26 protein-coding genes and 1 pseudogene are annotated in these 25,461 nt (G+C 70.7%); 11 read left to right on the forward strand and 16 right to left on the reverse strand.

Annotation, left to right across the window (positions count from 1 at the left end):
• Positions 1 to 81 precede the first annotated feature (81 nt).
• The 3 genes from OG714_RS12165 to OG714_RS12175 are packed head-to-tail and all read left to right on the forward strand — an operon-like array spanning position 82 to position 2,347.
• On the forward strand, positions 82 to 840 hold the full coding sequence (locus OG714_RS12165; protein WP_406120406.1) for a glycosyltransferase family 2 protein: 759 nt from the start codon (positions 82 to 84) through the stop codon (positions 838 to 840).
• The gene (locus OG714_RS12170) at positions 837 to 1,454 is read left to right on the forward strand and encodes a DUF2064 domain-containing protein (RefSeq protein ID WP_406120408.1); all 618 of its coding nucleotides are present in this window, start codon (positions 837 to 839) and stop codon (positions 1,452 to 1,454) included. Before OG714_RS12165 ends, OG714_RS12170 begins: the two co-directional genes overlap by 4 nt.
• Before the next feature lie 56 nt (positions 1,455 to 1,510).
• A complete protein-coding gene (locus OG714_RS12175; protein ID WP_406120410.1) occupies positions 1,511 to 2,347 on the forward strand; it encodes a class I SAM-dependent methyltransferase in 837 nt (278 codons plus the stop codon).
• A 322-nt stretch (positions 2,348 to 2,669) separates the two neighbouring features.
• On the opposite strand, the gene OG714_RS12180 is transcribed toward OG714_RS12175, so the two are convergent.
• A complete protein-coding gene (locus OG714_RS12180) occupies positions 2,670 to 3,905 on the reverse strand; it encodes a molybdopterin-dependent oxidoreductase (RefSeq protein ID WP_406120412.1) in 1,236 nt (411 codons plus the stop codon).
• Positions 3,906 to 4,018: 113 nt separating this feature from the next.
• On the opposite strand from OG714_RS12180, the gene OG714_RS12185 reads away from it, so the two are divergent.
• On the forward strand, positions 4,019 to 5,437 hold the full coding sequence (locus OG714_RS12185; RefSeq protein ID WP_406120414.1) for a hypothetical protein: 1,419 nt from the start codon (positions 4,019 to 4,021) through the stop codon (positions 5,435 to 5,437).
• 173 nt (positions 5,438 to 5,610) lie between these two features.
• On the opposite strand, the gene OG714_RS12190 is transcribed toward OG714_RS12185, so the two are convergent.
• The 4 genes from OG714_RS12190 to OG714_RS12205 all read right to left on the reverse strand — a co-directional run bounded on the left by OG714_RS12190 (position 5,611) and on the right by OG714_RS12205 (position 8,237).
• Positions 5,611 to 5,844, reverse strand: a complete 234-nt coding sequence (locus tag OG714_RS12190; RefSeq protein WP_406120416.1) for a hypothetical protein — start codon at positions 5,842 to 5,844, stop codon at positions 5,611 to 5,613.
• Positions 5,841 to 6,137 carry a hypothetical protein gene (locus OG714_RS12195; protein WP_406120418.1) on the reverse strand — a complete coding sequence of 99 codons (297 nt, stop codon included), beginning with the start codon at positions 6,135 to 6,137 and terminating at the stop codon, positions 5,841 to 5,843. The genes OG714_RS12190 and OG714_RS12195 overlap by 4 nt, the downstream gene beginning before the upstream one ends.
• A 185-nt stretch (positions 6,138 to 6,322) precedes the next feature.
• Positions 6,323 to 6,592: a hypothetical protein gene (locus tag OG714_RS12200; RefSeq protein ID WP_406120420.1), complete on the reverse strand. Its 270-nt coding sequence runs from the start codon at positions 6,590 to 6,592 to the stop codon at positions 6,323 to 6,325.
• 895 nt (positions 6,593 to 7,487) lie between these two features.
• Entirely contained in the window at positions 7,488 to 8,237 is a 750-nt protein-coding gene (locus tag OG714_RS12205; RefSeq protein ID WP_406120422.1) for a DUF4118 domain-containing protein, read from the reverse strand.
• Between the two features lie 574 nt (positions 8,238 to 8,811).
• On the opposite strand from OG714_RS12205, the gene OG714_RS12210 reads away from it, so the two are divergent.
• The 3 genes from OG714_RS12210 (at position 8,812) to OG714_RS12220 (ending at position 12,331) form a co-directional block, all read left to right on the forward strand.
• Entirely contained in the window at positions 8,812 to 10,503 is a 1,692-nt protein-coding gene (locus tag OG714_RS12210) for a chloride channel protein (RefSeq protein WP_406131795.1), read from the forward strand.
• 196 nt (positions 10,504 to 10,699) lie between these two features.
• Positions 10,700 to 11,473 carry a DUF4142 domain-containing protein gene (locus tag OG714_RS12215; protein WP_406120424.1) on the forward strand — a complete coding sequence of 258 codons (774 nt, stop codon included), beginning with the start codon at positions 10,700 to 10,702 and terminating at the stop codon, positions 11,471 to 11,473.
• 117 nt (positions 11,474 to 11,590) lie between these two features.
• The gene (locus OG714_RS12220) at positions 11,591 to 12,331 is read left to right on the forward strand and encodes a DUF4142 domain-containing protein (protein WP_406120426.1); all 741 of its coding nucleotides are present in this window, start codon (positions 11,591 to 11,593) and stop codon (positions 12,329 to 12,331) included.
• On the opposite strand, the gene OG714_RS12225 is transcribed toward OG714_RS12220, so the two are convergent.
• The 3 genes from OG714_RS12225 to OG714_RS12235 all read right to left on the reverse strand — a co-directional run bounded on the left by OG714_RS12225 (position 12,332) and on the right by OG714_RS12235 (position 14,938).
• Complete coding sequence (locus OG714_RS12225) at positions 12,332 to 13,057, reverse strand: hypothetical protein (RefSeq protein WP_406120428.1); 726 nt, start codon at positions 13,055 to 13,057, stop codon at positions 12,332 to 12,334.
• 221 nt (positions 13,058 to 13,278) lie between these two features.
• A complete protein-coding gene (locus OG714_RS12230; RefSeq protein WP_406120430.1) occupies positions 13,279 to 13,815 on the reverse strand; it encodes a MarR family winged helix-turn-helix transcriptional regulator in 537 nt (178 codons plus the stop codon).
• A 34-nt stretch (positions 13,816 to 13,849) separates the two neighbouring features.
• The gene (locus OG714_RS12235) at positions 13,850 to 14,938 is read right to left on the reverse strand and encodes a PP2C family protein-serine/threonine phosphatase (RefSeq protein ID WP_406120432.1); all 1,089 of its coding nucleotides are present in this window, start codon (positions 14,936 to 14,938) and stop codon (positions 13,850 to 13,852) included.
• 172 nt (positions 14,939 to 15,110) lie between these two features.
• Here OG714_RS12235 and OG714_RS12240 point away from each other — a divergent pair, with 172 nt between their 5' ends.
• Positions 15,111 to 15,617 carry a nitroreductase family deazaflavin-dependent oxidoreductase gene (locus OG714_RS12240; RefSeq protein ID WP_406120434.1) on the forward strand — a complete coding sequence of 169 codons (507 nt, stop codon included), beginning with the start codon at positions 15,111 to 15,113 and terminating at the stop codon, positions 15,615 to 15,617.
• A 497-nt stretch (positions 15,618 to 16,114) separates the two neighbouring features.
• Here OG714_RS12240 and OG714_RS12245 read toward each other — a convergent pair whose 3' ends face one another.
• From OG714_RS12245 to OG714_RS12265, 5 genes are all read right to left on the reverse strand, one after another.
• Positions 16,115 to 16,378 carry a hypothetical protein gene (locus OG714_RS12245; protein WP_406120436.1) on the reverse strand — a complete coding sequence of 88 codons (264 nt, stop codon included), beginning with the start codon at positions 16,376 to 16,378 and terminating at the stop codon, positions 16,115 to 16,117.
• 253 nt (positions 16,379 to 16,631) lie between these two features.
• Positions 16,632 to 17,867, reverse strand: coding sequence for a cation:proton antiporter (locus OG714_RS12250; protein ID WP_406120438.1), 1,236 nt, complete (start codon positions 17,865 to 17,867; stop codon positions 16,632 to 16,634).
• Between the two features lie 4 nt (positions 17,868 to 17,871).
• Positions 17,872 to 18,357: a cation:proton antiporter regulatory subunit gene (locus OG714_RS12255; RefSeq protein ID WP_406120440.1), complete on the reverse strand. Its 486-nt coding sequence runs from the start codon at positions 18,355 to 18,357 to the stop codon at positions 17,872 to 17,874.
• Between the two features lie 49 nt (positions 18,358 to 18,406).
• Positions 18,407 to 19,705 carry an SLC13 family permease gene (locus tag OG714_RS12260; protein WP_406120442.1) on the reverse strand — a complete coding sequence of 433 codons (1,299 nt, stop codon included), beginning with the start codon at positions 19,703 to 19,705 and terminating at the stop codon, positions 18,407 to 18,409.
• Positions 19,702 to 20,955, reverse strand: coding sequence for a cation:proton antiporter (locus tag OG714_RS12265; RefSeq protein ID WP_406120444.1), 1,254 nt, complete (start codon positions 20,953 to 20,955; stop codon positions 19,702 to 19,704). The genes OG714_RS12260 and OG714_RS12265 overlap by 4 nt, the downstream gene beginning before the upstream one ends.
• Before the next feature lie 297 nt (positions 20,956 to 21,252).
• On the opposite strand from OG714_RS12265, the gene OG714_RS12270 reads away from it, so the two are divergent.
• Positions 21,253 to 21,666, forward strand: coding sequence for an STAS domain-containing protein (locus OG714_RS12270; protein WP_406120446.1), 414 nt, complete (start codon positions 21,253 to 21,255; stop codon positions 21,664 to 21,666).
• Positions 21,667 to 21,675: 9 nt separating this feature from the next.
• Here OG714_RS12270 and OG714_RS12275 read toward each other — a convergent pair whose 3' ends face one another.
• A complete protein-coding gene (locus OG714_RS12275; RefSeq protein ID WP_406120448.1) occupies positions 21,676 to 22,140 on the reverse strand; it encodes a CBS domain-containing protein in 465 nt (154 codons plus the stop codon).
• A 347-nt stretch (positions 22,141 to 22,487) separates the two neighbouring features.
• A complete protein-coding gene (locus tag OG714_RS12280; RefSeq protein WP_406120450.1) occupies positions 22,488 to 22,892 on the reverse strand; it encodes a hypothetical protein in 405 nt (134 codons plus the stop codon).
• A 238-nt stretch (positions 22,893 to 23,130) separates the two neighbouring features.
• Here OG714_RS12280 and OG714_RS12285 point away from each other — a divergent pair, with 238 nt between their 5' ends.
• Positions 23,131 to 24,189: a PucR family transcriptional regulator gene (locus tag OG714_RS12285; RefSeq protein ID WP_406120452.1), complete on the forward strand. Its 1,059-nt coding sequence runs from the start codon at positions 23,131 to 23,133 to the stop codon at positions 24,187 to 24,189.
• A 95-nt stretch (positions 24,190 to 24,284) separates the two neighbouring features.
• Here OG714_RS12285 and OG714_RS12290 read toward each other — a convergent pair.
• Positions 24,285 to 24,518, reverse strand: a pseudogene (locus OG714_RS12290) (galactose oxidase); the annotation flags it as partial.
• A gap of 231 nt (positions 24,519 to 24,749) precedes the next feature.
• Between OG714_RS12290 and OG714_RS12295 the strand changes: the two are divergent.
• On the forward strand, positions 24,750 to 25,331 hold the full coding sequence (locus tag OG714_RS12295) for a hypothetical protein (RefSeq protein WP_406120454.1): 582 nt from the start codon (positions 24,750 to 24,752) through the stop codon (positions 25,329 to 25,331).
• Positions 25,332 to 25,461 lie beyond the last annotated feature (130 nt).

Here is a 25,461-nt window from a genome sequence, read left to right on the forward strand (position 1 = left end):
CGCTCCCCACCCGGTTTCCTGTCTCGACGTCCGCGTTTCGTAAGGATCGGAAGCCCGATATGTCGGATTCTCGCCCGTAGGGTGAAAGCCGTGACGACCTTCCCCGCAACGGAACCGGACCCGGCGTCTGTCGACGTGGTCCTCCCCTGTCTGAACGAGGCCGAGGCCCTGCCCTGGGTACTCGCCCGCATCCCGGCCGGCTGGCGTGCGCTCGTCGTGGACAACGGATCCACGGACGGTTCGGCGGAACTCGCCCGCAGTCTCGGCGCCACCGTCGTGCACGAGGAGCGGCGCGGTTTCGGCGCCGCCTGCCACGCCGGGCTGACGGCTGCCACCGCGGACTTCGTGTGCTTCTGCGACTGCGACGCCTCGCTCGATCCGTCCCTGCTGGTGCCCTTCGTACGCCAAGTACGGGACGGCGAGGCCGACCTGGTGCTCGGGCGACGCCGCCCGCAGGGACGAGGCGCCTGGCCCGCGCACGCCCGAGTGGGCAACCTCGCGCTCGCCAAAATGTTGCGCCGCCGCACCGGACTGAGCCTGCACGACCTCGGCCCGCTCCGTGCCGCCCGCCGCGCGGATCTGCTCGCCCTCGACCTGACGGACCGTCGCAGCGGCTACCCGCTCCAGATGGTCGTCCGCGCCGCGGACGCCGGACTGCGTGTCGCCGAACACGACGTGCCCTACCTGCCGCGCACCGGCGCCTCCAAGGTCACCGGTACCTGGCGCGGCACCTGGCAGGCGGTGCGGGACATGCGCCGCGTCCTCGCCGAACCCCCGGCCCCCACGGGCGTGTCGACCACCGGCTCCTTCTCCGCACCGCAAGGAGCGAACTCCCTGTGACCACTCTTCTTGTCATCGCCAAGGAACCGCTGCCGGGACGGGTGAAAACCCGGCTGACTCCGCCCTTCACTCCCGAGGAGGCCGCCGCGCTCGCCGAGGCGTCGCTCGTCGACACCCTGCACGTGGTGCTCGCGACGCCCGCACGGCGACGGGTGCTGGTGCTCGCCGGAACACCCGGTCCCTGGCTGCCGCCGGGCTTCGACGTCGTACCGCAGTGCGACGGCGGACTCGACGAGCGGCTGGCCGCCGCCTTCGCCGGCTGCGACGGGCCCGCACTGCTGATCGGCATGGACACCCCGCAGGTGACACCCGAACTCCTCACCGTCGACTTCGCCAACTGCGACGCGTACTTCGGGCCGGCCGAGGACGGCGGCTTCTGGGCCCTGGGCCTCGCCGACCCCGACCCCGCACTCCTGCGCGGCGTACCGATGTCGATGCCCACCACCGGCGCCGTGCAGCGCGCCCGGCTGACCGCCGGCGGGCTACGCGTCCGCGATCTGCCGAGTCTGCGCGACGTCGACACGGCGTACGACGCCGAACTCCTCGCCGCCGAGGTTCCGGAGGGGCGGTTCGCCGGGGAACTCGCGCGGCTGACAGCGGCAGTCGCCCGGTGAGTGCGGCGCACGAGGCGGAGCATCCGACGGCAAAGGGGAGACCGGCAACCGCCCTCATGAACCCCCGTCCGTCGAGCGTCACGAGTCACCCGAAGGGCGACCTCGGCGAGTGGTCGGCGCCGGCCGCCGGGCGGCTGTCCTCCGCGTCGCTCGACGTCACGGCACGCCCCTGGTCCGCCGACCCGTACACGGACGCTCTGCGCACCGGCCGCGGCCCCCTCTACCTCCGCCGTAGCGACGGCTGGCTGCTGCCCCTGGAGGTCGAGCGCTGGTGCGCCGAGGCCGACGCGGCGGACCGGGAGGTACTGGGGCGGTGCGAGGGGGCCGTGCTCGACGTGGGATGCGGGCCCGGGCGGCTGGTGGCGGCGCTCGCCGCGCAGGGGAGGCGAGCGCTGGGTATCGATGTCAGCGAGGCCGCCGTCGCGCACACCGTCCGGCTGGGCGGGCAGGCGCTGCGCCGGTCCGTCTTCGAGCCCGTCCCTGGCGAGGGCCGCTGGGACACCGCCCTTCTCATCGACGGCAACGTCGGCATCGGCGGCAACCCCCACCACCTGCTGCTCCGGATGTCCCAACTCCTCACCTGGGAGGGGCTGTTGATCGCCGAGACCGCGCCGGTCGATGTCGACGAACGCGTACAGGTGCACGTCGCCGACGGGCGCGGCGCTTCGGGTACGGACTTCCCGTGGGCCCGTCTGGGCACCCCTGCCCTGCTGCGCCACGCCCGCCGGGCGGGGTGGCGCCCGGACGGTCAGTGGGCGGCCGGCACTCGCTCCTTCCTCGCCCTGCGCAACCGCAGGACGAGCAGCACGGCCGAGCCCCCGAACAGCACCGCCGTGACCAGCAGCCAGCGGGCCAGGAATCCGTCCCCGGAGAGGCCAGTGGCGGACCTGTAGTGGTCCGCGACCTGCCCGCTGATCAGCGGGAACCACACCAGCAGCAGGAGGCCGGACAGCATGGCCGGGACCCGGACGTAGAGCGTCCACGTCCGGCGACCGACCGCCCCCAGTGCTCCCGCCAGGGCCCGGTCCGCCCCCGCGTACAACGGCACCAGCACCAGGTCGTGCACCAACGCCGCGCCCACGAACCACAGCGCCACCCCGAACCAGTCGTCCGCGAGCAGCCGCACCCCCGCGTACCCGGCGAGCGCGAACGAGCAGGCGAGGAGAAGGATCTGCAGCGGGCTGCCGAGAGGCGGCCGTCCGAACGGAATGCGCATCACAGGTCTCCGAACGTCATCCGGGCCACCCATTTGGTGTTGAGCACGCCGGGCGCCGCGGGGACGATGACGCGCGCCGGGTAGCCGTGGTCGGGGGTGAGGTCCTCGCCGTTGACGAACAGGGCGAGCAGGGAACGCGGGTCGGCGACCTGGTTGGCACGCAGGGCCGCGCGCCGGAACGCCCCGTGGCGTTGCAGCGACTCCACGAGGACGTCCACGGGATCGTCGTGTCCGACCAGCGCGGCCAGATCCCGCAGTCGTACACCCCGCCACCACTGGTCCGAGGTCGACCAGCCCTCCACACAGGCAATGGGCAACGCCGAGCTGTGGAGCGCCAGTTGGAGGAGCTGGGGGCGGTCGAGCCGTACGCTGCGGCCGTCGCGGCCGGTCACGACCAGCCGCCACGCTTCCGCTCCGGTCTCCGTCGGGCTGATGCCCGCGTAGGCGGCCGTCTTGTTGATCTGGAACCCGCCTGGACCGCCGCCCGGTTCGGGCCCGCCGTGCGGTGCGAGGACGGCCGTCTCCCGCAAGGGTCCGTCGAAGCTGCGGCCCGCCGTCGTGGCGAGCAGGAGCAGCGATCCGCCGCCCACCACACCGAGGGCGCCACGGCGCGAGACGGTGGGTTCGGCGGGGACCGGGGACACCAACTCCCCTTCCCCTGGCGGTTGTTCGTCGCGGATGTGGCGCAGGTTGCGCAGGGCCAGGGGGGTCTTCAGGACGGCGTGCGCGAGGAATGCGGCGAAGAAGACCCAGGCGCCGTAGAAGTGCAGGGGGTAGAAGGAGCCGGGGAAGATGTAGTCCAGCTGGACGTTGAGGACGCCGGTGGTGAACTCGAACAGGCCGCCACCCACGAGGAGAAGCAGCGAGAGCCGTTCCAGGGCGTGGGCCAGGGAGCGGGCGGGCGGCAGGGCGAACAGCTTCGGCACGACCGACCAGAGCTTGGCCAGCAGCACGGGGATCAGTGCGATGCCGAGGGTGACGTGGACGCCCTGCGTGAGGCGGTACAGCCAGGACGGGTGCGTCGGCCAGGAGAAGAGATAGAAGCCGAGCAGGCCCTTGTCCGGGGTCTGGTCGTTCACCGGCGACAGGTCCGGGTTGTAGGCGGCGTACGACACCAGGCCCGTCACGAACAGCACCGTGATCCCGGCGAGCAGCACGACGCCCAGCACGGAGGTGAACCAGGGACCGCGCAGCGGGCTGCGCCAGAACGCAGGTGAGGAGGGGGAACGTGGCATGACCCGACCGTAGGCCGGGAACACCCCCCGAACGGGTTCGCAAACCATGACGAAACCCTGACGTCCACTCCGGCGGCGGCTCGATCGGCCACCCTCCGGCCTAGCGTGTCGGTGTGAACCGCGATCTTCTCCGCGACCGTCCCCGTGTCCGTCCCGACGACCGTCCCCGTGACGTTCCGGGCGACCGCCGGCGCGACCTCGTCCGCGACCTGGCCGCAGCCCTCGCCGCCGCCCTGCTCGTCCTGGTGGCCGTCCTCGTCGGCGACGCCGTCCAACACCGTGACCATTCGCTCTTCGTCGCCTGGCCACCCGTCTTCGCCCAGTGGGAACCGCACGTCGGCCCCGGCACCCCGGCAGCGCTCGCCGTCGCGGTCGCCGTCGTCGCCCACGGTCCCGCACTCGCCGCCCGACTGCCCTGGCGGGCACTGCTGTTCACCGCCTGGGGCACCGCCATGGCCTGGACGTTCTCCCTGGCCCTGGTCGACGGCTGGCAGCGCGGCATCGCCGGACGGCTGACGACCACGAACGAGTACCTCACGGTCATCGACCGCTTCCACGACATCCCCGCCACCCTGCGCGACTTCACCCACCACATCCTCAGCCACTCCCCCGCCCCCTGGCCCGCGCACATCGCCGGGCATCCCCCGGCTGCCACCGTCACCTTCGTCCTCCTCGACCGGATCGGCCTGGGCGGCGGAGCCTGGGCGGGCGTCTGGTGCATCACCGTCGGGGCGACCGCCGCCACCGCGGTCCTCGTCACCGTGCGCGCCCTCGCCGGGGAAGAACTCGCCCGCCGCGCCGCCCCCTACCTCGTCCTCGCCCCGGCCGCCGTGTGGATGGGCACCTCCGCCGACGGCTACTTCGCGGCGGTCGCCGCCTGGTCCGTCGCGTTCCTCGCCCTCGCCGTCACCGGCCACCGCCCGCGCACGGCCGGCCTCGCCGCCGGTCTCCTCCTCGGCCTCACCGCGTATCTCTCCTACGGGCTGACACTGTTCGCGGTCATCGCGGGCGCCGCACTGCTGCTCGGCCACCGTCGACTCGCCCCGCTCCCGTACGTCGTCGCCGGACTCGCCGTCGTACCAATGGTGTTCACACTGCTGGGCTTCAACTGGTGGGAGGCGTACCACCTGTTGATCACCCGCTACTACGAAGGCGTCGGCGGGACCCGGCCGTACAGCTACTGGGTGTGGGCGAACCTGGCCTGCACCGCGCTGCTCGTGGGCCCGGCGACGGCGGCGGGGCTGCGACGCGCGGGCACCGCTTCCGCACGTCCCGAACTCCGGGACCTCCGGGGCGGTTTGCGCACTGCCGCACCCGAACACCGCCTCGCCCTGCTCGTGTTCGCCGCTCTGCTCGCCCTCCTCGTCGCCGATCTCTCCGGCATGAGCAAGGCGGAGACGGAACGCATCTGGCTGCCGTTCGCGATGTGGCTGCTCCCCGCCTGCGCGTTCCTTCCCCGGCCCCGCGCCTGGCTCGCCGCACAGGCCGTGCTGGCCCTGCTCATCAACCACCTGCTGCTGACGGGCTGGTGACAGTGAACCGGGCAAGCTCGGGAGGCTGTGCAGGGCGGTCGTCGCGCGCTTCACCACTCCACCCCTCGTCACCGGTGACTCAGCCGACCGCCCCTGGCAGGCGTACGGGCCCTGGGAGTCGAGCAGTAACGCCTGTGGTGGGTGGCGTCGTCATGGATCCGTGGTCGGCGTCTTCACGTCGGGCGGCTGGTGTCGTGCAGCGATGCCGCTGGGTCGGCCCGCCGACGCCGCCGCAGCCAGTCGCCGACTTCCCCGATGGCGACGAGAAATGCGGACGAGGCCGTGCACTGGGCGAGTGAGGCGGGTTGGTCGAGCATCGCACCCAGGGACCAGAAGATGACGGCGATCAGCATCCACCAGACGACGAGCGAGACGGCGAGGCGCAGCAGGCTTTGCCGGCCGGTCACGTGGTGGCGTTCCTGGTTCGGCGTGGGGCAAGGGCTGCGTACGTGCAGCCCACCGCAGCTACGACACCTGCGGCTGCCGTAGCGACCAGGATGATCAACGACGGAGCGTCGGCCAGGCGCGGGATCGCGTTGAGGGGGGCGGCGGAGTAGAGAGCGAGCAGGGCCCAGCCACGCGGGCGCATGGGAGCCAGCCAGTACCGCAGATGACGGGGTATCCGGCCAGTGACCAGGGCCAGCCCGGCCGGGAACAACGTGAGCGAGAAGAAGACGAGACCGGTCCAGTGCCAATTCATGGGTGCGAGGGCTCCTGTGGTGGGCGGGACAGGGTCAGGCAAGGCGTACGGCGCAGGTCGCAACAGCGTCCGCAGCCGACGTGGCGTGGCCGGGACAGGCCGCGCGACGCCTCGTCCGAACGACGCGTCGGGACTGCCCGAGACCACCCCGCACCTACGGCGCAGGCCCAGGGTCCTAGTCATGGTCATGGGCGACGCCTGCCGCCGTGGACCAGATGAGCGGTGAGCGCCCCGATGAGCAGGCCCCAGGCGAGAGAAGCGAGGCCAGCCTGGTTCCAACCGAGCAGGATGACGGCACCCAACACCGTCGTTCCGGCGACCACAGCCTGGCGGTTGGCGACAAAAGCCCACTGTTCGCGGGCGCTGCCCGGGCGCTGCAGCTCGCCGAGCGCTGCTCTGATCACCAGTGCAGCAGCCAAGATCGCGGGTGCCAGGAGGGAGGTGTCGGCGGCCATCAGCCGGGCCTCCCGTCGTACCGGTCCGCCCGCGGGGAGGTTGGAGGTACCTGCTCGTATGCATCCGGTATGCCGTCAGCTTCCGCGTGGGTGTGTTGCTCCTCGTGCCCGCACTGGTAGAGGCGGGCGTGTCCGCGCAGGAGCGGCGCCGAAAGGAGGGCGGAGGCCAGAGAGACGAGGAGAACAGTGGCCTTGCCGTGCTCACCCCGCGCGGCCTGGGGCAGGCCGGTTCCCCGAGGACGAGTTCTCGTTTGAACTCGACTCCGGCGACCGGAAACAACGCAGTCAGCAACCCGCCCGCCGGCCGATGGCCGCAGCCAGGCCGAGCCGGAAGCCCGATACACCGAAGCGGACGTCGCGTATCGGCTCATCCGCACTGCGCAAGGACCTGTTCCCCCCGTACCCGAGCCGTCGCTACGGCGACCGGCAGCACCAGGCCGCCGGCTCTGTCCGTACGCGAGGCGCGAGAGACGGCCAGCCACTCGCGGGGAGACGACAACGCCCAGCAACAGCGGGCACCAACGCGCAGTGGCCATGGCAGCAAATCCTCCGGGACATCGGCGACATCGGGCACACGGCCCCTTCACGCCGACCAGACTTCCCGGCACACCTCGCATCACTTGACGCGTTCTTTGCACACTATCGCCGGCAGCCCTTCGTGCCCAGCCCGCGCCCGCCACCGACCGCTCTGCGGTATCGGAACAGAGAGCCTGGGGCTGGGGCCCACGGGGACCATGAGGCAGGTGCCTCGCGCCGGTCGGACGGCCTGACGGGTCGTGATCGTCACGCCGCAGCACGGCTCGAAGGCTGCCCGAGAGACCCAGGATGAAGCACCAGGTACAGACAGCGGGCTCGCGTCGGCCGTACCCTGCCGGCGGCCGGGGCGTGCAGGTGGTCAGCGGTCGAGCACCGGTCCTGCGGTGTCCAGCGCGGCGCCGACATGGTCGGCCAGGCTCACGGCCACGAGCCGCGCCTGTAGCGGTGGCGGCGGCGTGCCGGGCTCCGGCCGCATCATGAACCGGCCGAGGTAGCGGCCTCCGACCGAGGCGCGCAGTTCGATCTCCTCATCGGGCCAGCCGTCCTTGTCCAGGTCCCAGTGGGCCCGGGCGACGGTCAGCATGCCGTCCTGTTCCAGACGGGGGTGCCTGCCCAGCAGTGTCCCGTGTTCGAAGCGGCAGCCGCGCAGCCCCAGGATCTCGACGAGTTGCAGCCGTACCTGGTCCACGACGGCATACGGCGAGGCTCCGGCCTGGACCATGCTCGCCGTCTCGTGGATCCGCGCCAGATGAGCCGCGTCGGTGACGGTGACCAGCTTCAGGGTGCGGGCGTGGGCGGCCAGTTGGGAGACGGCCACGCCCACCGCCAGCAGCAGGAGCGTGGTGATGATGTCGTCGCTGTCGGCGATGGTGAACCGCTGGTAGGGACGGGTGAGGAAGAAGTCGAACCACGCGGCCGCCGACAGCGCGGTCACCACCCCGGCCGTCCGGCTGCCCAGCGCGGCGACCGCGACGACGACCACCACGAGGATCAGCGCCAGGTTCGCGGACGTCATACGGGGGCGGACCGGAGCCAGAGCGAGGGCGACGACGAACGGAGCCAGCAGGGCGGCTGCCAGAGCGATCCGGTCGCGCAGGGCGATCCGCATGATCCACCACCTCACGGAAGCGAGGGGCGGCCCATGCCCGAAGAGGCCGCCCATACGGGCGCGACGCGTCACTGCGCCGACGAGGCAAGAATCCCTCTGCCGCTCTCTCCCGGCCAGCACCGCGCACGATCTTGACGGACTTCTGACGCCGCTCGCCCGAGGCCATCAGGCGACCGGGAATCCTGATGCGCCCCTAACCCTTGAACGACGGGCATTTTGAGGTGACAACACGAGTGGAGCGCCAGGAAGAGGCCGCGCCATGCGCTGCGACCACACACAGCTGCCGCCGACAGCTCCGGTGCGGGTCGACGGTCCGACCCACCCGCGCCGACGCGGGCTGACCGCCCACAGGGAGGACGGCGCTACACGCTCGGCGTTCCCCGGCAGAGCACCACCCGGCTCACCCCTGTGACGTGCACCCTTGACTTCCTTTGCATAATGCAAAGGCATGAAAGGGGAAGCGATGAGTGCCATTCCGGCAGCAAGGGACGAGCAGCACGTGCCCAGCACCGCACCGAGGGGTCTCCCGCCAACACCGAAGATCGCGGGACTACGGAGCGCCCCTTGGGGCCTGATGGCGCTTGCCGTGGTGGTGGGCGCCGGAGCCGGGGCGGGCTCGGTGGTCTTCCGTTGGTGCATCAAGACGTTCACCCGTCTGTTCTCCGGCCATGCCGACTATGCGGCATCTCCCGGTGCGAGCAATCCGCACGTGCCGTGGCTGGGCCCGTACTTCGTGCTCCTGGCGCCGGTGGTAGGTGGTCTGCTGTACGGGCCGCTGGTGAACCGGTTCGCCAAGGAGGCGCGTGGGCACGGGGTGCCCGAGGTGATGCTGGCCGTCGCCCAGCGCGGCGGGCGGATCAGCCCCAAGGTCGCCGTCGTCAAGACGCTCGCCTCGGCCCTGTGCATCGGCTCGGGCGGGTCGGTGGGCCGGGAGGGGCCGATCGTGCAGATCGGCTCGGCGCTCGGCTCCACCCTCGGCCGCGTGACGAAGGTGACCGAGGGCCGGATGAAGCTGCTGGTCGCATGTGGCGCGGCGGGCGGCATCGCGGCAACCTTCAACGCACCGCTGGCCGGCGTGTTCTTCGCCATGGAGCTGATCCTGGGCACCTTCACCGCTGAAGCCTTCGGTGCCACCGTGCTGGCCAGCGTGACCGCGAGCGTCATCGGACGGGCCACGTTCGGCAACGCCGCCTTCCTGAGCCTCCCCGACTTCCACGTCGACCACCTCGCCCAGTACGGCCTGTTCGCCGCACTCGGCGTCGGCGCCGCCGTGGTGGGGGTGGGCTTCTCGCGGTTCCTGTATCTGATCGAGGACGTCTGCGACTGGGTCTGGCGCGGCCCGGAGTGGCTGCGCCCGGCCGCCGGCGGGCTGGCCCTCGGCCTGCTCCTGCTGGCCCTGCCGCAGATGTACGGTGTCGGCTACCCCGTGCTGCAGAACGCGACCGAGGGCGGTTACGCAGTCGGCTTCCTGTTCATGTTGCTGGCGGGCAAGATGCTCGCGACCAGCCTCACGATCGGGATCGGCGGCTCCGGCGGGGTCTTCGCCCCCAGCCTGTTCATCGGGGCGATGCTCGGCTCGGCGTACGGCATCGGTGTCCACCACCTGCTGCCCCATTCCGCTGGCGCGGTCGGCGCGTACGCCCTGGTCGGCATGGGTGCCGTGTTCGCCGGCGCGGCCCGGGCTCCGATCACCGCCGTGGTGATCCTCTTCGAGCTGACGGGCGAGTATTCGATCATCCTGCCGCTGATGCTGGCGATCGTGCTGGCCACCGCCACCAGCCGACTGCTGTCCCACGACACGATCTACACGCTCAAGCTGCGCCGTCGCGGCATCGATCTGGAGGGCCCCGCGTCCGGCGCCCGGCTCGGTGGGCAGCGGGTCGCCGACGTCATGGAACCGCTGCCCTCGGCCCTGTCCGCGTCCGTCGGGCTCGGCGACGCGGCCGACCTGTTGAGTTTCTCCGGCCATGGCGCACTGCCGGTACGGGACGCCTCGGGACGCTACCTCGGCATGGTCACCGCCCAGGCGGTCGCCGAGGCGTTGGCCGAGCAGCCGGACGGAGCACCCACACAGGTCGGCGAACTCGCCGAACCGCCGGCCTCCGTCACGGCCGACGAGCCGTTGGCCACGGCCCTGCACCACCTGGTGTCCGCGAGCGGCACGGGCGTGCCGGTCCTGGAGGGGGAGAAGGGCGAACCGGTCGGCTGGCTCAGCCACCAGAGCGCGCTGCGCGCCCTGCACTCGACAGCACCGGCCACCGCGTAGCCGACCGCTCGCGGCTGCCGTTTCTCCGGCCCGCCCCAGCACTCCGATGATCGCTTTCGGTCACGGCGTCGGGCATCCATGACTCCCGGACCCACCAAGAGCTTGGCATAGTGCAATCTTTACCTGGAGCAAGGGTTTCCTTTCCGTTGCGGACCCGTACCTGCCGACGTACCCGCTGTCCGCCCCAGGAGGCACGATGCCCATCTCGCGCAGCACGCTCGGAACCGTCTTCGTGGGCGGAGCCCTGAGCGTCACGCTCGCCGCCCTGGCCTACCCGAGCATGCTCGGCGTCCAGAACGTGTCGACCAACCCGGCGCGCGTGATCGCCAACACCCAGTGGGGCCCACTCACCGAGGCCGACCGCAACTTCGTCGTCTTCGTCCGCTCCGCCGGACTATGGGAGGGCCCCTCCGGAGACCTGGCCATGAAGAAGGGCACGACCGCGGCCGTGCGCGAGGCAGGCCGACACCTGGTCATCGGGCACGCCGCACTCGACGCCTCCTGCCGGAAGATCGCCCCCGAGCTGAACATCACCATCCCCAACCAGCCCACCCCGCAGCAGCAGGGCTTCCTAGCGACATTCCAATCGGACACGGGCAAGCAGTTCGACACCGACTTCGCCAACACCCTGCGCATCACCCACGGCTCGATCTTCAACACCATCGCCAAGATCCGCTCCACCACCAAGAACACCCTCGTGCGCGCACTGGCCGACCAGGCCAACGACGTGGTCCTGGACCACATCACCCAGATGGAGAAGACCGGACTGGTCAACTTCGACCAGGTCAACTTCCAGGAGACGACCCCGCCGAAGCTGCCCGCCAGCCAGGTCACACCACCGGTGCCGCAACCGGGAGCACCCATGGTCACCCTCACCGTGCCTCCCGGACTGCCGACCGACGGAGTACCCACCGGCCCGGCGGACCCCGCCACGACACCCTCACCGTCCGCCTCCCCCACCACCGGATGACCCCACCCATGTGACGCACACCACTCGGCAGCATGCAACATTTACCCAGAGCAATGATCGAATGCTCCGGCCTGTCCGTACCCCCTGGCATACGAGCCGCTCACACCTGGAGGCCGCATGCCCATCTCCCGCAACATCGCAGGAACCGTCTTCGTGGTCGGCGCCCTGGGCCTGACCCTCAGCGCCCTCGCCTACCCCGCGATGCTCGGCGTGCAGAACACCTCCGGCAACCCCTCACGCATCATCGCCAACACCCGCTACGGCCCGCTGACCGAAGCCGACCGCGACTTCGTCGTCAAGGTCCGCGCCGCCGGACTGTGGGAGTACCCCCTGGGCGAACTGGCGCTCAAGAAGGGCTCCACGGAGGAAATGCGGGAGGCCGGCCGGCACCTGATCGTCGGGCACGCCGGCCTCGACGAGCTGTGCCGCAAGATCGCGCCCGAGCTGAACATCACCCTGCCCAACCAGGCCAGCCCTCAGCAGCAGCAGTTCGTGGCGACCTCGGCGGCCCAGTCGGGCACACAGTTCGACACGACGGCCGCCAACATCATGCGCGTCACCCACGGCCAGATCTTCCCGGCCATCGCCAAGATCCGCGCCACCACCACGAACACCATGGTCCGTGCGCTCGCCGACCTGGCCAACGACACGGTCCTGGACCACATCACCGTGCTGGAGAAGACCGGCGTGGTCAACTTCGACCAGGTCAACTTCCAGCAGAGCACCCCGCCCAAGCTGCCCAAGGACCAGGTCACCCCGCCCCCTCCGCAGGCCGGTGCACCCCTCGTCGCCCTCACTCCCCGCCCCGACCTGAACGTCAACACCGCCTCGCCCACCCCCAGCCCGACGGCTGGGTGATCAACGGTGCGCGGTAGCGCCCCGGCCAGAAGACGTCAGGGCGGTGGAAGGCGCGGAGAGCCGGTAGGAGCGGACGACGGCGATCACACTCGCGGTCACGAGGGCGACGGCCCACGGGGCCAGGTCACGCAGCGCTTCCGCCGTCCCGGCGCCTGCTTCCATCCCGCGCGGTGCCACGCGCCCCTCGGGGTCGTAGACGACGGTGAGTGCGTCTCCCGGGAGGGTCGTCCACGTGCAGCCGCGCCAGATGCGCACCGTAAGCGGCGAGCCGTCCCGGTGAGCCACCGCGCACAGGTAATGGCCGCGTCCGCCATCTGCTGCCCGGCTGGTCTCGACCGACGTCACCACCACGGGCTGCACCAGTCCGCGTTCCATCAGCACGACGCCCGCGGCGGCCTGCGGCGCCTGGAGGGCGAGGCACACACCGAGCAGCGCCACGATGCCGACCAGCGCACGTCCCACGCCCACGACCGACAGGTACAGGGCGAGGGCTGCGGCACACACGAGGCCCGCCTCGCCGCCGGCCAGGGAGGACTTCCCCGTCCACGCCCCGAAGAGCGTCGCAGCGATGATCGCGGCGGCACCGAGGACTCCCGCAAGGAGCCCTTCGCCGACCAGCCGGCGGGGCGGCGTCCCGACGAACTCCGCGGGCCCCCACACCGACGTACGCAGATGCGCCATGAGGTGCGACTCGGCAGGTGCCCTGAACCGGCGCCATCCGCGCATTCCCCTGCACCCCTTGTGTCGTTCCCGGTCCGTCGGCGACCGCCCATGGTCCCGCCGCGGCGACGCGACCGCCCTGCCTCTGACCGGACACGTCCGCCCGGCGCCCGTTGCCGGAATCCGGCAGCGGAGCGCCCCGCCTACCATTTCCTTGCATTATGCAAAAAATGTCGGGCACGGAGAAAGGCCGACCGCCCGAAAATGCACGGAACAGCCGCAAACCGTCACATGTCGTGCGCCAGCGCGCCGTCCACGACCCATCCGAGCGGGTGCGGCTCCGGGTCGTCCGCGGCGGGGGCCGGGGGCTCTCCGCCCGCCTCGTTGAAGGCGTTGAGGGCTTCGACGAGCGCCAGCCGCTGGGTCGGCCGGAGCCGTGCGACGACGGCGGCGATCTCGGTACGGCGCCGAGCGGTGACGTCCTCGACCGTGCGTCGACCTTCCTCGGTGAGCTGCAACATCGTTTCGCGACGGTTGCCGGGGTTGGTCTGCCGGTCGGCCAGACCGGCGGCGATCAGCCGGTCGACCATGCGCATGGCCGTCGAGGGCGCCACCTGGAGCAGCTCGGCGAGCGCGACCAGTTTGGTGGCACCCCGGGTGGACAACACGACCAGCATCCGGAACTGCGGCAGGGTCACCCTTTCCTCGACAGCGGCGAGCGAGCGCGCGGAGACCGCCACCAGCAGCCGGGACGCGGTCAGCACCGCCCGGGTGACCTCGTCGACATCGTCCATGGCCCCCGTTGGGGTCTCTCGCTCCGGCATGTGTCCTTTCTACCGTGCCGAAGTCGCTGCTCACTCACGTGATGGGAACAGATTTTCCTTCCCCGTGACCGTGGTAGCGCAGCAGGAGCATCGCGGCGTCGTCGTGCAGCGGCCCGGCAGCGTGCCGCACCAGGTCCTCGCGCAGGGCCTCCAGAGCACGGTGCGCGTCGGGTTCCTTGAGCAGGTCCGCCCTCTCGCCGAGGGGGTAGAAGGAGCCGCCCGCGTCGCGGGCCTCGCTGACCCCGTCGGTATACAACAGCAGCTGCTCGCCGGGCGTGAAGTCCACCCGATAGGGCTTCGGGCCCTCGATCCCCTGTGCACCCAGACCCAGCGGCAGGGCGTACACGGGCGGCTGCGGGAAGTCGGAGGCGCCGTCCTGGCGTACGACCATGGGAGCCGGATGACCGTAGTTGAGGAAGACGACCACACCGTCCGAGCCGATCTCCGCGAGAACCGCGGTGACGAACTTCTCACCCTCCAACTCCCGGGCCACACTGCGCTCCAGGCGTTCCCCCACCCCGACCAGGTCGGCTTCGTCGTGCGCCGCCTCCCGGAAGGCACCAAGCACCACGGCAGCCGTCTCCACCGCTGCCAGCCCCTTGCCCTGCACATCCCCCACGATCACCCGGATCCCGTGCGGCGAGGCAACCATCTCGTACAGGTCACCGCCGATACGCGCCTCCGCGACCGCCGAGGTGTACGACACCGCCGCCTGCAGCGGACCCGCGGTCCGCGGCACCGGCCGCAGCAGCACCCTCTGGGCCACCTCCGCGATCGACCGCACACTGGCCAGCTCCGCCTCTCTGCGGGAGCGCATCACGGCCGCCGCGATGCCGGCGCCGGTCACGCCCGCCACCGACACCATCGCGGTGAAGCCCCTGCGCTCCTCGAAGAGCCCGTCGTACAGCCCGAGCCCCACGCATAGGACCAGGGCCACGGAGCCGATCAGCGCCGTACGCCGCCACCCGCCGGCAAGCCCGGAGAACGCCGGCCCCAGCGAGACCAGGGGCAGAAATCCCACTCCCGGACCGGCAACGACGTCCGCAGCGGCCACCACGGCCATCGCCGCCACCGGCATCCAGGACAGCACCGCGGAATCGGGCGCCGTCCCGCCCACGCCCATATCGTCCTCCAGCGGTGCGGCAGCGCGTAAGAGCCGCCTCTTCGTTTCTGGCACAGACACACCTCCCCGCCTTTAGACTATGCAAAGGTTTCTGGGGCGAAACAGCCCTCGCCCCGGCCTTTTAGCCGACAGAGGCCGCAAGCCGCCGCGTCCGACCCTCCGGAAGGCGAAGATGTCCCACAGACAGAGCAGACCGCACCGGCCCCAACTCCCCACCGGGTGGCGACGTTTCGGCGCCTGGCTGCCGATCCTCCTCTTCCGCGGCGGGCTGGGACGGGCCTTCGGCAAGCGGCTGCTCCTGCTGCACCACACCGGCCGCGTCAGCGGACTCGACCGTTGCACGGTCCTCGAAGTGGTGGAGCACGACGCGGCCCACGTCAGCTGGATCGTGGCCTCCGGCTTCGGTCCGATGGCGGACTGGTACCGCAACCTGCACGCTGAGCCGAAGACCGTCATCCAGGTCGGCAACCGCCACCGCGCCGTCACGGCACAATTCCTCACGCCGGACGACGGCGCCGAGATCATGGCGGGCTACGCACAACGGCACCCCCGGACCGCACAACGCCTGTGCACATTCATGGGGTTGCCCGGCGACGGGAGTGAGGCCGGCTTCCGTGACGCCGGCCGCAGCATCCCCTTCGTGCGCCTGGATGCCGACACCGATCCCCGACTGCCCTGACCCACGGTGCGCTCATCGCCGGGCCGGGAGACCGAACACGGCCAAGCGCCCCGGGATCGGCCCGGGGCGCTGTTCCACGGCAGCCGCTTCCCATACCGCGGCGGCACCCTCTCGGGCGCCGAACAAGACCAGAGTCACGCATGACACGGCCGGGGCGGCAGCATGCGCCCGCCATGTCAGAGTCTCGTAAGACGCAGGCACCCTCAGGAGAGTGGCAGCAACGCGGCCGGGCCGAGACCTTTACCCGAAGCGCTGGCGAACTGATTTTGCACTGTGCAAGAATCATATCGGGGGCCGAGCCGACGGCCGACAAGCACCCGGCGCCCAGGAGTGACCGGCATTTGTCAGGGGTTTGGGTGGCACACCGGCCGTCGGCGGCCCCGTCATGCAGCCGCGCAGGGCGTGGACATCGCCTTCCACGGAACCCGCGACCGGCCCTCGGTGAGCGAGTGGGCCGCCTCCAGAGGGAGATGAGAGTCCCACCCTGCGTGCGCCGGTCAACCGGCCATGGCCGCCAGGACTAGCGCAACAGCCGCACCGCACAGCAGCACCACAAGCGGCCATGCCGGCCAGCCGCGCCCAGTACGCCTGCGCCACAGCACCAGCCACAGCGCACACGCCGCCACGAACACGACCGTCACACCGCTCAGCTCTCCGTCCCGCCACGCCACCCGCACGGCGCCAGGGTCAGCACCCCATACAAGGAGCGCAACGAGGACACCCACGGTCAGCGCACACACCGCTTCCAGCAGCCTGCTCATACGGTGCCCTTCTTCTCCGGCGTCTCCGTCAGGTCAGTGCGCGGGCGGAACGGACGCCTCGACCTCGACGGTCTCCGTCTTGTGGCCTTCTACGTCCATGCTGGTGGACCGCACCCGGGGCTCCTTCGCACGGGACAGCCGGGGCGAGTCCCCGACCCGGTCCGAGACGCGGCTCCGCCACACCCTCTCGCGCGGACCCAAGTGAGATCCGGACCGCACTCGTACGGGGCCAGGGCGCCGGCCTCCTTGCGTCCTAGCCCACCTCGTACGGCTCCTCGGCAGTGCTCTCCTTGGTGCCTCCCGTGTCCGCCGCAACGGCGGTCTTGTCGCGCCTGCGTCCGGTCAGGCGGGTGGCCAGGGGCTCGGTGTAGCGGGCGGTGAGCGGGCCGACGATGACCAGGATCAGTACGTACGCGGTGGCCAGGGGGCCGAGGGAGGGTTCGATGCCGGCGGTGACGGCGAGTCCGGCGATGACGATGGAGAACTCGCCCCGGGCGACCAGCGTGCCGCCCGCCCGCCAGCGGCCCTTCGCCGAGATCCCCGCGCGCCGGGCCGCCCAGTACCCCGTGGCGATCTTCGTGCCGGCGGTGACGGCCGCCAGGGCCAGCGCGGGCAGCAGGACCGGCGGGATGCTCGCCGGGTCGGTGTGCAGGCCGAAGAAGACGAAGAACACGGCGGCGAACAGGTCCCGCAGCGGGGAGAGCAGGTTGTGCGCGCCCTCCGCGGCCTCCCCGGACAGGGCGATGCCGACCAGGAACGCGCCCACGGCGGCCGAGACTTGGAGCTGCTGGGCGAGACCGGCCACCAGCAGGGTCAGGCCCAGGACGACCAGCAGCAGCTTCTCCGGGTCGTCGCTGGAGACGAAGCGGGAGATGTGGCGGCCGTAGCGGACCGCGACGATCAGCACGAGTGCCGCGGCGCCGAGCGCGACGGCCAGGGTCAGGCTGCCTGCCGCGAGGCCCGTGCCGGCCAGCAGGGCGGTGATGATCGGGAGATAGACGGCCATGGAGAGGTCTTCCAGGACCAGGACGCTGAGGATGACGGGGGTCTCGCGGTTGCCCAGGCGGCCCAGGTCGCCGAGAACCTTGGCGATGACACCGGAGGAGGAGATCCAGGTGACCCCGGCCAGCACCACCGCGGCGACCGGTCCCCAGCCGAGCAGCAGCGCCATCGCGGCACCGGGCAGGGCGTTGAGGGCGGCGTCGACGAGACCGGCGGTGTACTGGGTCTTGAGGTTGGAGACGAGATCGCTGGCCGAGTACTCCAGGCCGAGCATCAACAGCAGCAGGATGACGCCGATCTCGGCGCCGATGGCGACGAACTCCTCGCTCGTGCCCAGCGGGAGCAACCCGCCCTCGCCGAAGGCCAGTCCGGCCAGCAGATAGAGGGGTATCGGGGAGAACTGGAAGCGCGCGGCGAACCGGCCCAGCAGTCCCAGGGCCAGGATGATCGCGCCGAACTCGATCAGGAACCTCGCGGAGGAATGCACCGGTTCACTCCCGCCCGAGTATCGCCGCGGCCGCCTCGACGCCCTCGCGCGTGCCGATCACGATCAGGGTGTCCCCGCCGGCCAGCCGGAAGTCCGGCGTGGGAGACGGCACGGCCTCGGCCCGGCGCAGTACGGCCACGATCGAGACGCCGGTCTCGGTGCGCATCCGGGTCTCGCCCAGCACCCGGCCGTTCCAGTACGAGAGCGCCGACAACTGGACGCGCTCCGCGACCAGTCCAAGTTCCGTGGTGGACAGCAGATTCGGGCTGTGGTGCGAGGGCAGCAGGGCGTCGATGAGCGCCGTGGTCTCCCCCGCGGTCAGCCGTACCGACAGGGCGCAGGCGTCCGGATCGTCCGTGCGGTACGCGTTCAGCGTGCGCTCGCCGTCCCGGTGCGCGACCACCGACAGACGGCGCTGCTCACGCGTCGTCAGGTCGTACCGGACACCGATCCCCGGCAACGGCGTACTGCTCACGCGTGGAGTACCCATGTGTGTGTCTCCCTGTCCTCTCTGTCGGAATCCGATGCGATGGCCCTGCTCAGGCCAGTGCGAAGTAGCGCAGCCACACGTAGCCGAGCGAGATGGCCACGGTGACAGCCGTGACGATCAGGCCGTACTTGGTGAACTGCCAGAAGGTGATGGGCTGTCGGTTGCGTTCGGCGATGCCGAGGACGACGACGTTCGCGGAGGCGCCGATGGCGGTGGCGTTGCCGCCGAGGTCGGCGCCGAGGGCGAGGGCCCACCACATGACGTGGTCGCCGGCGCCGCCCATGTTGTGGACCAGGTCGCTGGTGATGGGCGCCATGGTGGCGACGTACGGGATGTTGTCCACGACCCCGGACAGCACGGCGGAGGCACCCAGCATGGTCAGGGAGCCACCGAGTTCGTTCGTGCCGATCGCGTCCGCGAGCGCCTTGGAGACCTCGTCGATCACACCGGTGTCGATCAGGCCGCCGATCATGATGAACAGGCCCGCGAAGAAGGCGAGCGTGGGCCACTCGACCTCGGCGAGGACCTCACCCGTCTCGGCCGTGGAGACGGCGACGAGCAGCCCGGCGCCCAGCAGCGCGACGATGCTCGGCTCGTAGTGCAGCACCGGGTGCAGGACGAAGCCCGCCACCACCAGGGCCAGCACGACCAGCCCCTGGACCAGCAGCCGCGGGTCCTTGATGGCCTCGCGCTCCTCCAAGGCCATGATCTCGGCAGCGCGGTCCTCGTCGTACACGAACGTCTTGCGGAACATCACCCGGCACAGCACGACCAGGACGACGACGAGCAGCGCGGACAGCGGGGCGAGGTGGACCAGGAAGTCGTTGAAGGTGATCCCGGCCCGGCTGGCGATGATGATGTTGGGCGGATCGCCGACCAGGGTCGCAGTGCCGCCGATGTTCGAGGCGAACACTTCGGCGATCAGGAACGGGGCCGCGGGCAGGGCGAGGCGTTCGCAGACCAGCAGCGTCACCGGGGCGATCAGCAGGACCGTGGTGACGTTGTCCAGCAGGGCGGAGGCGACCGCCGTGATGACGACGAGCATGGCCATCACCCGGAAGGGCTGGGCGCGGGCGCGTTTCACGGCCCAGATGGCCAGGTACTCGAACATGCCGGTCTTCTTCAGTACGCCGACGATCATCATCATGCCCATGAGCAGGAAGATGACGTTCCAGTCGATGCCGGAGTCCTCGGAGTAGAACGCCGAGACGTCGTCGGTCGCCCCGATCGCCAGCATCAGGCCCGCGCCGCCCAGGGCCACGGCGACGCGGTGGATCTTCTCGCTGATGATCAGGGCGTACGCGCCGACGAAGACGACGATCGACGCCCAGCTGTGCCAGTCGTTCACGGTCCTCCGGTTGCCGAGAGTGCTTGGGGTGACGTGTGCGTGAGGGCGTCCGTGTCGCCACTTCCGTCCGGGATGCCTGCCAGGTCCTCGACGTCGAAGGCGCGGGCGATCGGAACGTCCGTGGAGCTGTGGGCGACGATCGAGAAGGCGATGCACACCGCGATGAGCGTGAACGCCTGCTCGGCCTGCGGGATGCCGGACTGCAGTACCAGCAGCCCGTAGACGACCGAGGCGAAGCCCTTCGGGCCGAACCAGGCCGCCACGAGCTTCTCCCGCCGGGAGATGCCCGTGCCGAGCAGGGACAGCAGCAGCGATGCCGGGCGGATCAGAAAGATCGCGAGGATCACCGCCGCGTACCCGCCGAACGACAGGGCACCGAACAGCTTCGGAGTCAGGAGCGCGCCGAAAACGAGAAGCGCCGCGAACTTCGCCAGTTCCGCGAGCGCTTCGCCGAGCGGCTCGAAGGACGCCTTCGCCTCCGGCGAGAGGTGGGCGAGGACCGCGCCCGCCGAGAAAGCGGCCAGGTAGGGGTTGGCATGGGTGAGGTGGCAGGCCGCGTACAGGATGATGCCGCTCGCCAGCGGGAGCAGCGGCTGGAGTTTCGCCTCCGCGCCCAGCAGCCGGAACCGCACCAACACATTGACCAGCAGGGGCAGTACGACACCGAAGGTCAGGCCGAGCAGCAGCTCGACCGCGATCTTCCCGGGGGACGCCTCGGCGCTGCCCGCGGTGGGACCGGCGGCGGCGATAAGGAGCAGGACGACGGGGAGGGCGAGTCCGTCGTTGACTCCGCTCTCCACGTTCAGCAACTGCCGCAGCTTGGCGGGGACTTCGGTGCGCCCGACGATCGCCGAGGCGAACACCGGGTCGGTCGGCGCCAGCACGGCGCCCACCAGGAACGATGTCGTCCAGTCCAGGCCCACCAGGTAGTGGGTGACCAGTGCCATGAAGACGAAGGCGAGGGGCATGCCCAGCCCGAGGGCGCGCGCCGGGTTCCTCCAGTGGGCGCGCAGCTTCGGCAGCGAAACGTGCATGCCGTCGGTGAACAGCACCGCGACCAGGGCGAGATCCGCCGTCACGGAGACGATCTCGCTGTCGGGGGTGATGTGGATCAGGCCGAGAAAACCGTCGCTGACAAGCGCGCCCCCGGCCAGGAAGAGGAAGGACGTGGACAGCACCGTGCGGGCCGCCAGGCCCGACAACAGCACCGCCACCAGCAACGCGACACCGAACACCGCCACCAGCACCATGCCGAGTACCCCCGATCGGAAGAGAGAGCGATCCCCTGCTCGCCGACCAGGCTTCCCGGCACACCGCTGGAAACCTTACCGGTTCTTGACGCGTCTTTAACAGACTGTTGCCAGGCACCGCTGGATGCACGGTCTTGCCGGTTTCCGGCAAGGAGCAAGGCGCGCCGGATGGTGCCGCCCTTCTTGTCGGACACCGCCACCCGCGTGGCTGCCCACGGAACGTACGCCTAGGCTGACCACCAGGTGTGCCGGGAAGTCTGGTCGGCGATCGGCCCTCCTCTGCCCTCGGAGCCCCGCATGCCGCACTCCCCCGCAGGTCACGGACCTCACGAGCGCCACCGTCTCCGGGAGATCGGACACCGCCTACGGAACGCCCTGCTGCACCCGACCGTCAGCGTGATCTCCGACGGGGACCGCGTCGTTCTGCGCCTCGCGGGGGAAATCACCTCACGCAACGCGAAGAAAGTCGGCGAATGCCTACGAGAGGGCCTCGACGCCCGTCCCGGTGTCCTCGAAGTCGATCTCGGCCGGGTGACCTACCTCAGCAACGACGGGGGCGCGGCGTTCTTCCGGGCACTGCGGGCGCCACGCCCGCACGGCACCCTGGTGACCGTGACGCACGCGAGTGCCCGCGCCCGGACCACGCTCACCCAATTGGGCCTGGCTCGCCTCATCGACATCCGTACCGACTCGGACCGGGACGAGCTCTGACCCCGGAAGTCAGCAGGAAGCGGCGGCGAGCAGCCGTTCCAGCAGATGGGAAGCAGTGATCACGCCGAGCAGACGCACGCCCGCCCCGTCCTTCTCCACGACGGCCACCAACGGGCTGCGCACCTGCGCCATCTGAGCGGCGACCTCCAGCGCGGTGTCGTCCGGCGCGGCAACGGCGGGCGGTGGCGTGCTCTTCGACAGGCAGTCGCGCACCTTGCGGCCCGCCAGCGCCTCGCACAGCCGGTCGGCATGGCGCTCGTCGACCACCGCCGCGAGGGTCGGGTCCTCGACGACATAGGCCGGCACCAGGATCTTGACCATCTGGGAGGCGGGCAGGATCGCCTTCGGCGCTCCCCGTTCGTCGACCACCAGCAGCGCGGGGAGCCGCTGTTCGGCCATCAGCCGCGCGGCGTCCAGAGCGTCGCTGTCAAGGCCGACCGTTTCGTACTCCACCGCCAGGTCACGCGCGCGCACGCTCGGCTCCTGTCTCACGCTCGATGCACCGACTGCCGGCCTGTCCGGTCGTCCACCGCAACGGCAGGCTGGTCGTACGAGCACGATACAACCGACGGCTCAGGACGTACGTCCTGCGGACTAGCCCGCATCCGCCGTCGGTCCCCGCGAACCAGCACGGCCGTACCGAACGCCACAATCACCAGGGCGGCGGCAAGCGGCGCGAGGTAGTACGCCATCACCGCTCCTCCCATCCCGCTGCATCCCAGGCGTCCAGGTCAGTGGGGTTCACGGCATACGTCCTTAGGCATGAGGAGAGTTGACGTGCGAGGCACGCGGACGTGGCCCCGGTGCAGGTGGGCTATGGCTCAGGCGGCGTCATGGTGCGCCGTCGGCCGGGACGGCCCGCGTTCGTCAGGGAAGTGACGGCTCAGCCGCCGCACGCACCGGCGGGTCAGCCGCCAGGCGACGAGCGACGCACCGACTGCCACCACCAGACGCAGCCCCCAGCCGATCGCTCCCGGCGGCGCGAGGACGGCCAGGAGAGCGGTCGCACCGACGCCGAGGACCCAAGCGAGCACCGTGAGCAGAGTGACCGCGACCGCCACCGGCACTCCGCCCATGCCCGAGGCGTCCAGATCGGCGTCCGCGTCGAAGCTGTCCAGGGCCACGAGCCCGACGGCGAGAAGCAGCCAGAAGCACACGGCCACCAGCAGGGCGGCGGTGAACAGGATCATGGGCAGGCCCGTGGCGGCTTCCACGAAGATCCGCATCGCCGACCCCTCCCGCGCTCACCTCGTACTCCGACGGGGCACCGCTCCCCTCCGGGTTCCGGCCCGGCACCGTCTGCCGGTGTCCGGCACCGGAGCCATCCGCAGTGCTCCCCACACACCATGCTGCACGGCCGAGCCCCGCCCTCGCATTGCCGGTTCCCGGCAGCATTCACTAAGGTCTGCATGCCGGTGAGCCGCTAAGAAACCATCACCGATGCATCAAGATCGCGGGGGCCACATGACGAACCGAAGGATTCCCGACCACTACCTGGACGGCTACGCCGAGATCCTCACCGGGGTCTCGGCCACCGGCCGGCGCCTCACCCGGGAGGAGATCGAATCCCGGCGCGCCCTGGGGGAACAGGCCGCCGACGCCGGCCACGGGCTGCGCGACCTCGTCAGCGCACACCTCGTCGCCGCGCGCCTCGCCTGGCCCCGCGCCTCCAGCTCGACCGACATCGCACTCGCCGCCGTAGAGCAGGCGATAGACGCCTTCGCCGAGGGCTACGAACGAGCCCAGCGACTCGCCGTACGACAGGAAGAGGCGGCCCGGCGGGAGTTCATCGACGACCTCCTCTACGGCCGCAGCGACCTGGGCCGCCTCGCCGAACGTGCCGAGCGCTTCGGCCTGCGTCTGTCCCACGCCCATGCGGTCGCTGTCGCCCAGGGCCCCGCCGCCTACGACGAGGGCGACCAGGTGCCCCGGCAGGTGGAGCGCGCGCTCATGGCCCGCTTCGGCGACCGCAGCATCCTGCTCACCACCAAGGACGGCCGCCTGCTGTGCGTCGCCCCCGGCCACCAGGACGAGGTCCTCGCCCACTTCGCCAAGCAGGTGTACGCCGCCACCGACGGCTGTCGCGTCGCCGTCGGGCGTCCACAGCCGGGCGCCGGCGGGGTCGTGCAGTCGTACGAGGAGGCGCTGAACGCCCTCGACCTGGCCGAGCGCCTCGGCCTCGAAGGGCCGGTGCTGCGCGCCGCCGACCTTCTCGTCTACCCGGTGCTGACCCGCGACCGGCAGGCGATGGCCGACCTCGTCCTCGACACCCTCGGACCACTCACCACGGCCCGCGGCGGCGCCGAACCGCTCCTCGACACCCTCACAACCTACTTCGATTCCGGCTGTGTGGCCGCCGAGGCCGCCCGCCGCCTGACGCTGAGCGTGCGCGCCCTGACATACCGTCTGGAACGCATCCACAAGCTCACCGGTGCCGACCCGGCCGACCCCGCCCATCGCTACATGCTCCAGACCGCGGTGATCGGTGCCCGTCTGCTGGACTGGCCCGCTCAGGAGCTCTGAGGGCGATTCGGGCAGGCGGCACCGGCGTTCTCACGGTCGCACCCCAGTGCCTTGGACGGGGTGCCCTGGGCGTCGGTCACGAAGCGCATGTACCAGCCGGTCTGCAGCAGGGCCCCGTGGATCGTGTTCTGCCGGAACTGCTTCGGGACGTTCACCGAGTCCCAGTGCCCGTTCTTCGCCTTGTACTCGGGTCTGTTGATCGCGTACTGGTGGTACTTCTCGCTCCCGAAGCGGTACAGCCACGGCCCGTTCATACCGGCAAGCGCGAGCACCGCCACCGCGCCGACCACGAAACGACGGAGACGTCGACCCGTGCCAAGATTACTCATTTCCTGCATCCCCCCGGAATGTCTGCAGAGACGGCAGATGGTCAGTCGCACGACCCCGCCTTCGTAATTTGCATGACGCAAAGAAGAGTCCAAACCCGTGTAACGGGTGCGATAACCGAACCACTCGCGCACCAGCCGCCCCAGACGTGAAGTGCTCCAGGACGTCCGCGGGAGGACACTGGGATGGGAAACGGGGGCGGGAGCGGGGGTACGCGCGAGGGGGTGTCGACCATGACAGGTACCCGAGTCGGCAGGCTCTGGACCTGGCGCTGGCGCCGGAGTCCGCTCAGGCGCCGCAGCGACCTCGTCGAAGCCTGGATCGTGCTCGCGGCGTGGCTGATCGCGCTGGCTGGGAGCCTCCTCGCAGGGCTGACGGCAGCGGACGCGGTGAAACGAGGGCTCGACCAGCAGCGGGCGGAACGCCGTCCGATCACGGCGGTCCTGACCCAGAAGGCAGCCGGCAGCACGTCGGCACAGGCCGTGGACGACAGCCATGTATGGGCAGGCGTGCGCTGGACCGCTCCAGACGGTTCATCTCGCACCGGCCGCACGGAGGTACGTCCCAGCACACCGAAGGGCACCCCCGTCGCGATCTGGACCGACCGGCAGGGGCAACTCGTGTCGAAGCCGCTCACACCCGGGGACGCGGAGTTCCAGGCGGACTGGACGGGCGCGCTGGCCGCGACGGGCGCGGCCGGATTCGTGTTCGGCGGCGCTCAGCTCGCCCGCGCCGGGCTGGAGCGGCGACGCCTGAGGCAATGGGAGGAGGAGTGGATGCGCGTCGACACCCGCCGGGGCGGGAGGACCGGATGACGCGACGCAGAACCTCTCAACTTCTCAGCTCTTCAACGCCACTTGGGTGGAGCCCGTTGGTCGGGGCACACGGTCGGAGCCGGGCGGTTCGGTGCGCCTGACCGACCGTTGCCGGGACCAACGACCTCGA

Source organism: Streptomyces sp. NBC_00989 (assembly GCF_045162655.1).
Lineage (GTDB): Bacteria > Actinomycetota > Actinomycetes > Streptomycetales > Streptomycetaceae > Streptomyces.

Bases quoted from the DNA above. Each gene is read 5' to 3' on its own strand.
- OG714_RS12285 (WP_406120452.1), top strand. From the start codon at position 23,131: ATGACGAACCGAAGGATTCCCGACCACTACCTGGACGGCTACGCCGAG.
- OG714_RS12200 (WP_406120420.1), bottom strand. From the start codon at position 6,592: ATGGCCGCCGACACCTCCCTCCTGGCACCCGCGATCTTGGCTGCTGCA.
- OG714_RS12210 (WP_406131795.1), top strand. From the start codon at position 8,812: ATGGCGCTTGCCGTGGTGGTGGGCGCCGGAGCCGGGGCGGGCTCGGTG.
- OG714_RS12180 (WP_406120412.1), bottom strand. From the start codon at position 3,905: ATGCCACGTTCCCCCTCCTCACCTGCGTTCTGGCGCAGCCCGCTGCGC.
- OG714_RS12245 (WP_406120436.1), bottom strand. From the start codon at position 16,378: ATGAGCAGGCTGCTGGAAGCGGTGTGTGCGCTGACCGTGGGTGTCCTC.
- OG714_RS12270 (WP_406120446.1), top strand. From the start codon at position 21,253: ATGCCGCACTCCCCCGCAGGTCACGGACCTCACGAGCGCCACCGTCTC.
- OG714_RS12265 (WP_406120444.1), bottom strand. From the start codon at position 20,955: ATGGTGCTGGTGGCGGTGTTCGGTGTCGCGTTGCTGGTGGCGGTGCTG.
- OG714_RS12215 (WP_406120424.1), top strand. From the start codon at position 10,700: ATGCCCATCTCGCGCAGCACGCTCGGAACCGTCTTCGTGGGCGGAGCC.
- OG714_RS12280 (WP_406120450.1), bottom strand. From the start codon at position 22,892: ATGCGGATCTTCGTGGAAGCCGCCACGGGCCTGCCCATGATCCTGTTC.
- OG714_RS12220 (WP_406120426.1), top strand. From the start codon at position 11,591: ATGCCCATCTCCCGCAACATCGCAGGAACCGTCTTCGTGGTCGGCGCC.
- OG714_RS12295 (WP_406120454.1), top strand. From the start codon at position 24,750: ATGACAGGTACCCGAGTCGGCAGGCTCTGGACCTGGCGCTGGCGCCGG.
- OG714_RS12205 (WP_406120422.1), bottom strand. From the start codon at position 8,237: ATGCGGATCGCCCTGCGCGACCGGATCGCTCTGGCAGCCGCCCTGCTG.
- OG714_RS12195 (WP_406120418.1), bottom strand. From the start codon at position 6,137: ATGAATTGGCACTGGACCGGTCTCGTCTTCTTCTCGCTCACGTTGTTC.
- OG714_RS12235 (WP_406120432.1), bottom strand. From the start codon at position 14,938: ATGGGCGTGGGCGGGACGGCGCCCGATTCCGCGGTGCTGTCCTGGATG.
- OG714_RS12175 (WP_406120410.1), top strand. From the start codon at position 1,511: ATGAACCCCCGTCCGTCGAGCGTCACGAGTCACCCGAAGGGCGACCTC.
- OG714_RS12225 (WP_406120428.1), bottom strand. From the start codon at position 13,057: ATGCGCGGATGGCGCCGGTTCAGGGCACCTGCCGAGTCGCACCTCATG.
- OG714_RS12255 (WP_406120440.1), bottom strand. From the start codon at position 18,357: ATGGGTACTCCACGCGTGAGCAGTACGCCGTTGCCGGGGATCGGTGTC.
- OG714_RS12240 (WP_406120434.1), top strand. From the start codon at position 15,111: ATGTCCCACAGACAGAGCAGACCGCACCGGCCCCAACTCCCCACCGGG.
- OG714_RS12230 (WP_406120430.1), bottom strand. From the start codon at position 13,815: ATGCCGGAGCGAGAGACCCCAACGGGGGCCATGGACGATGTCGACGAG.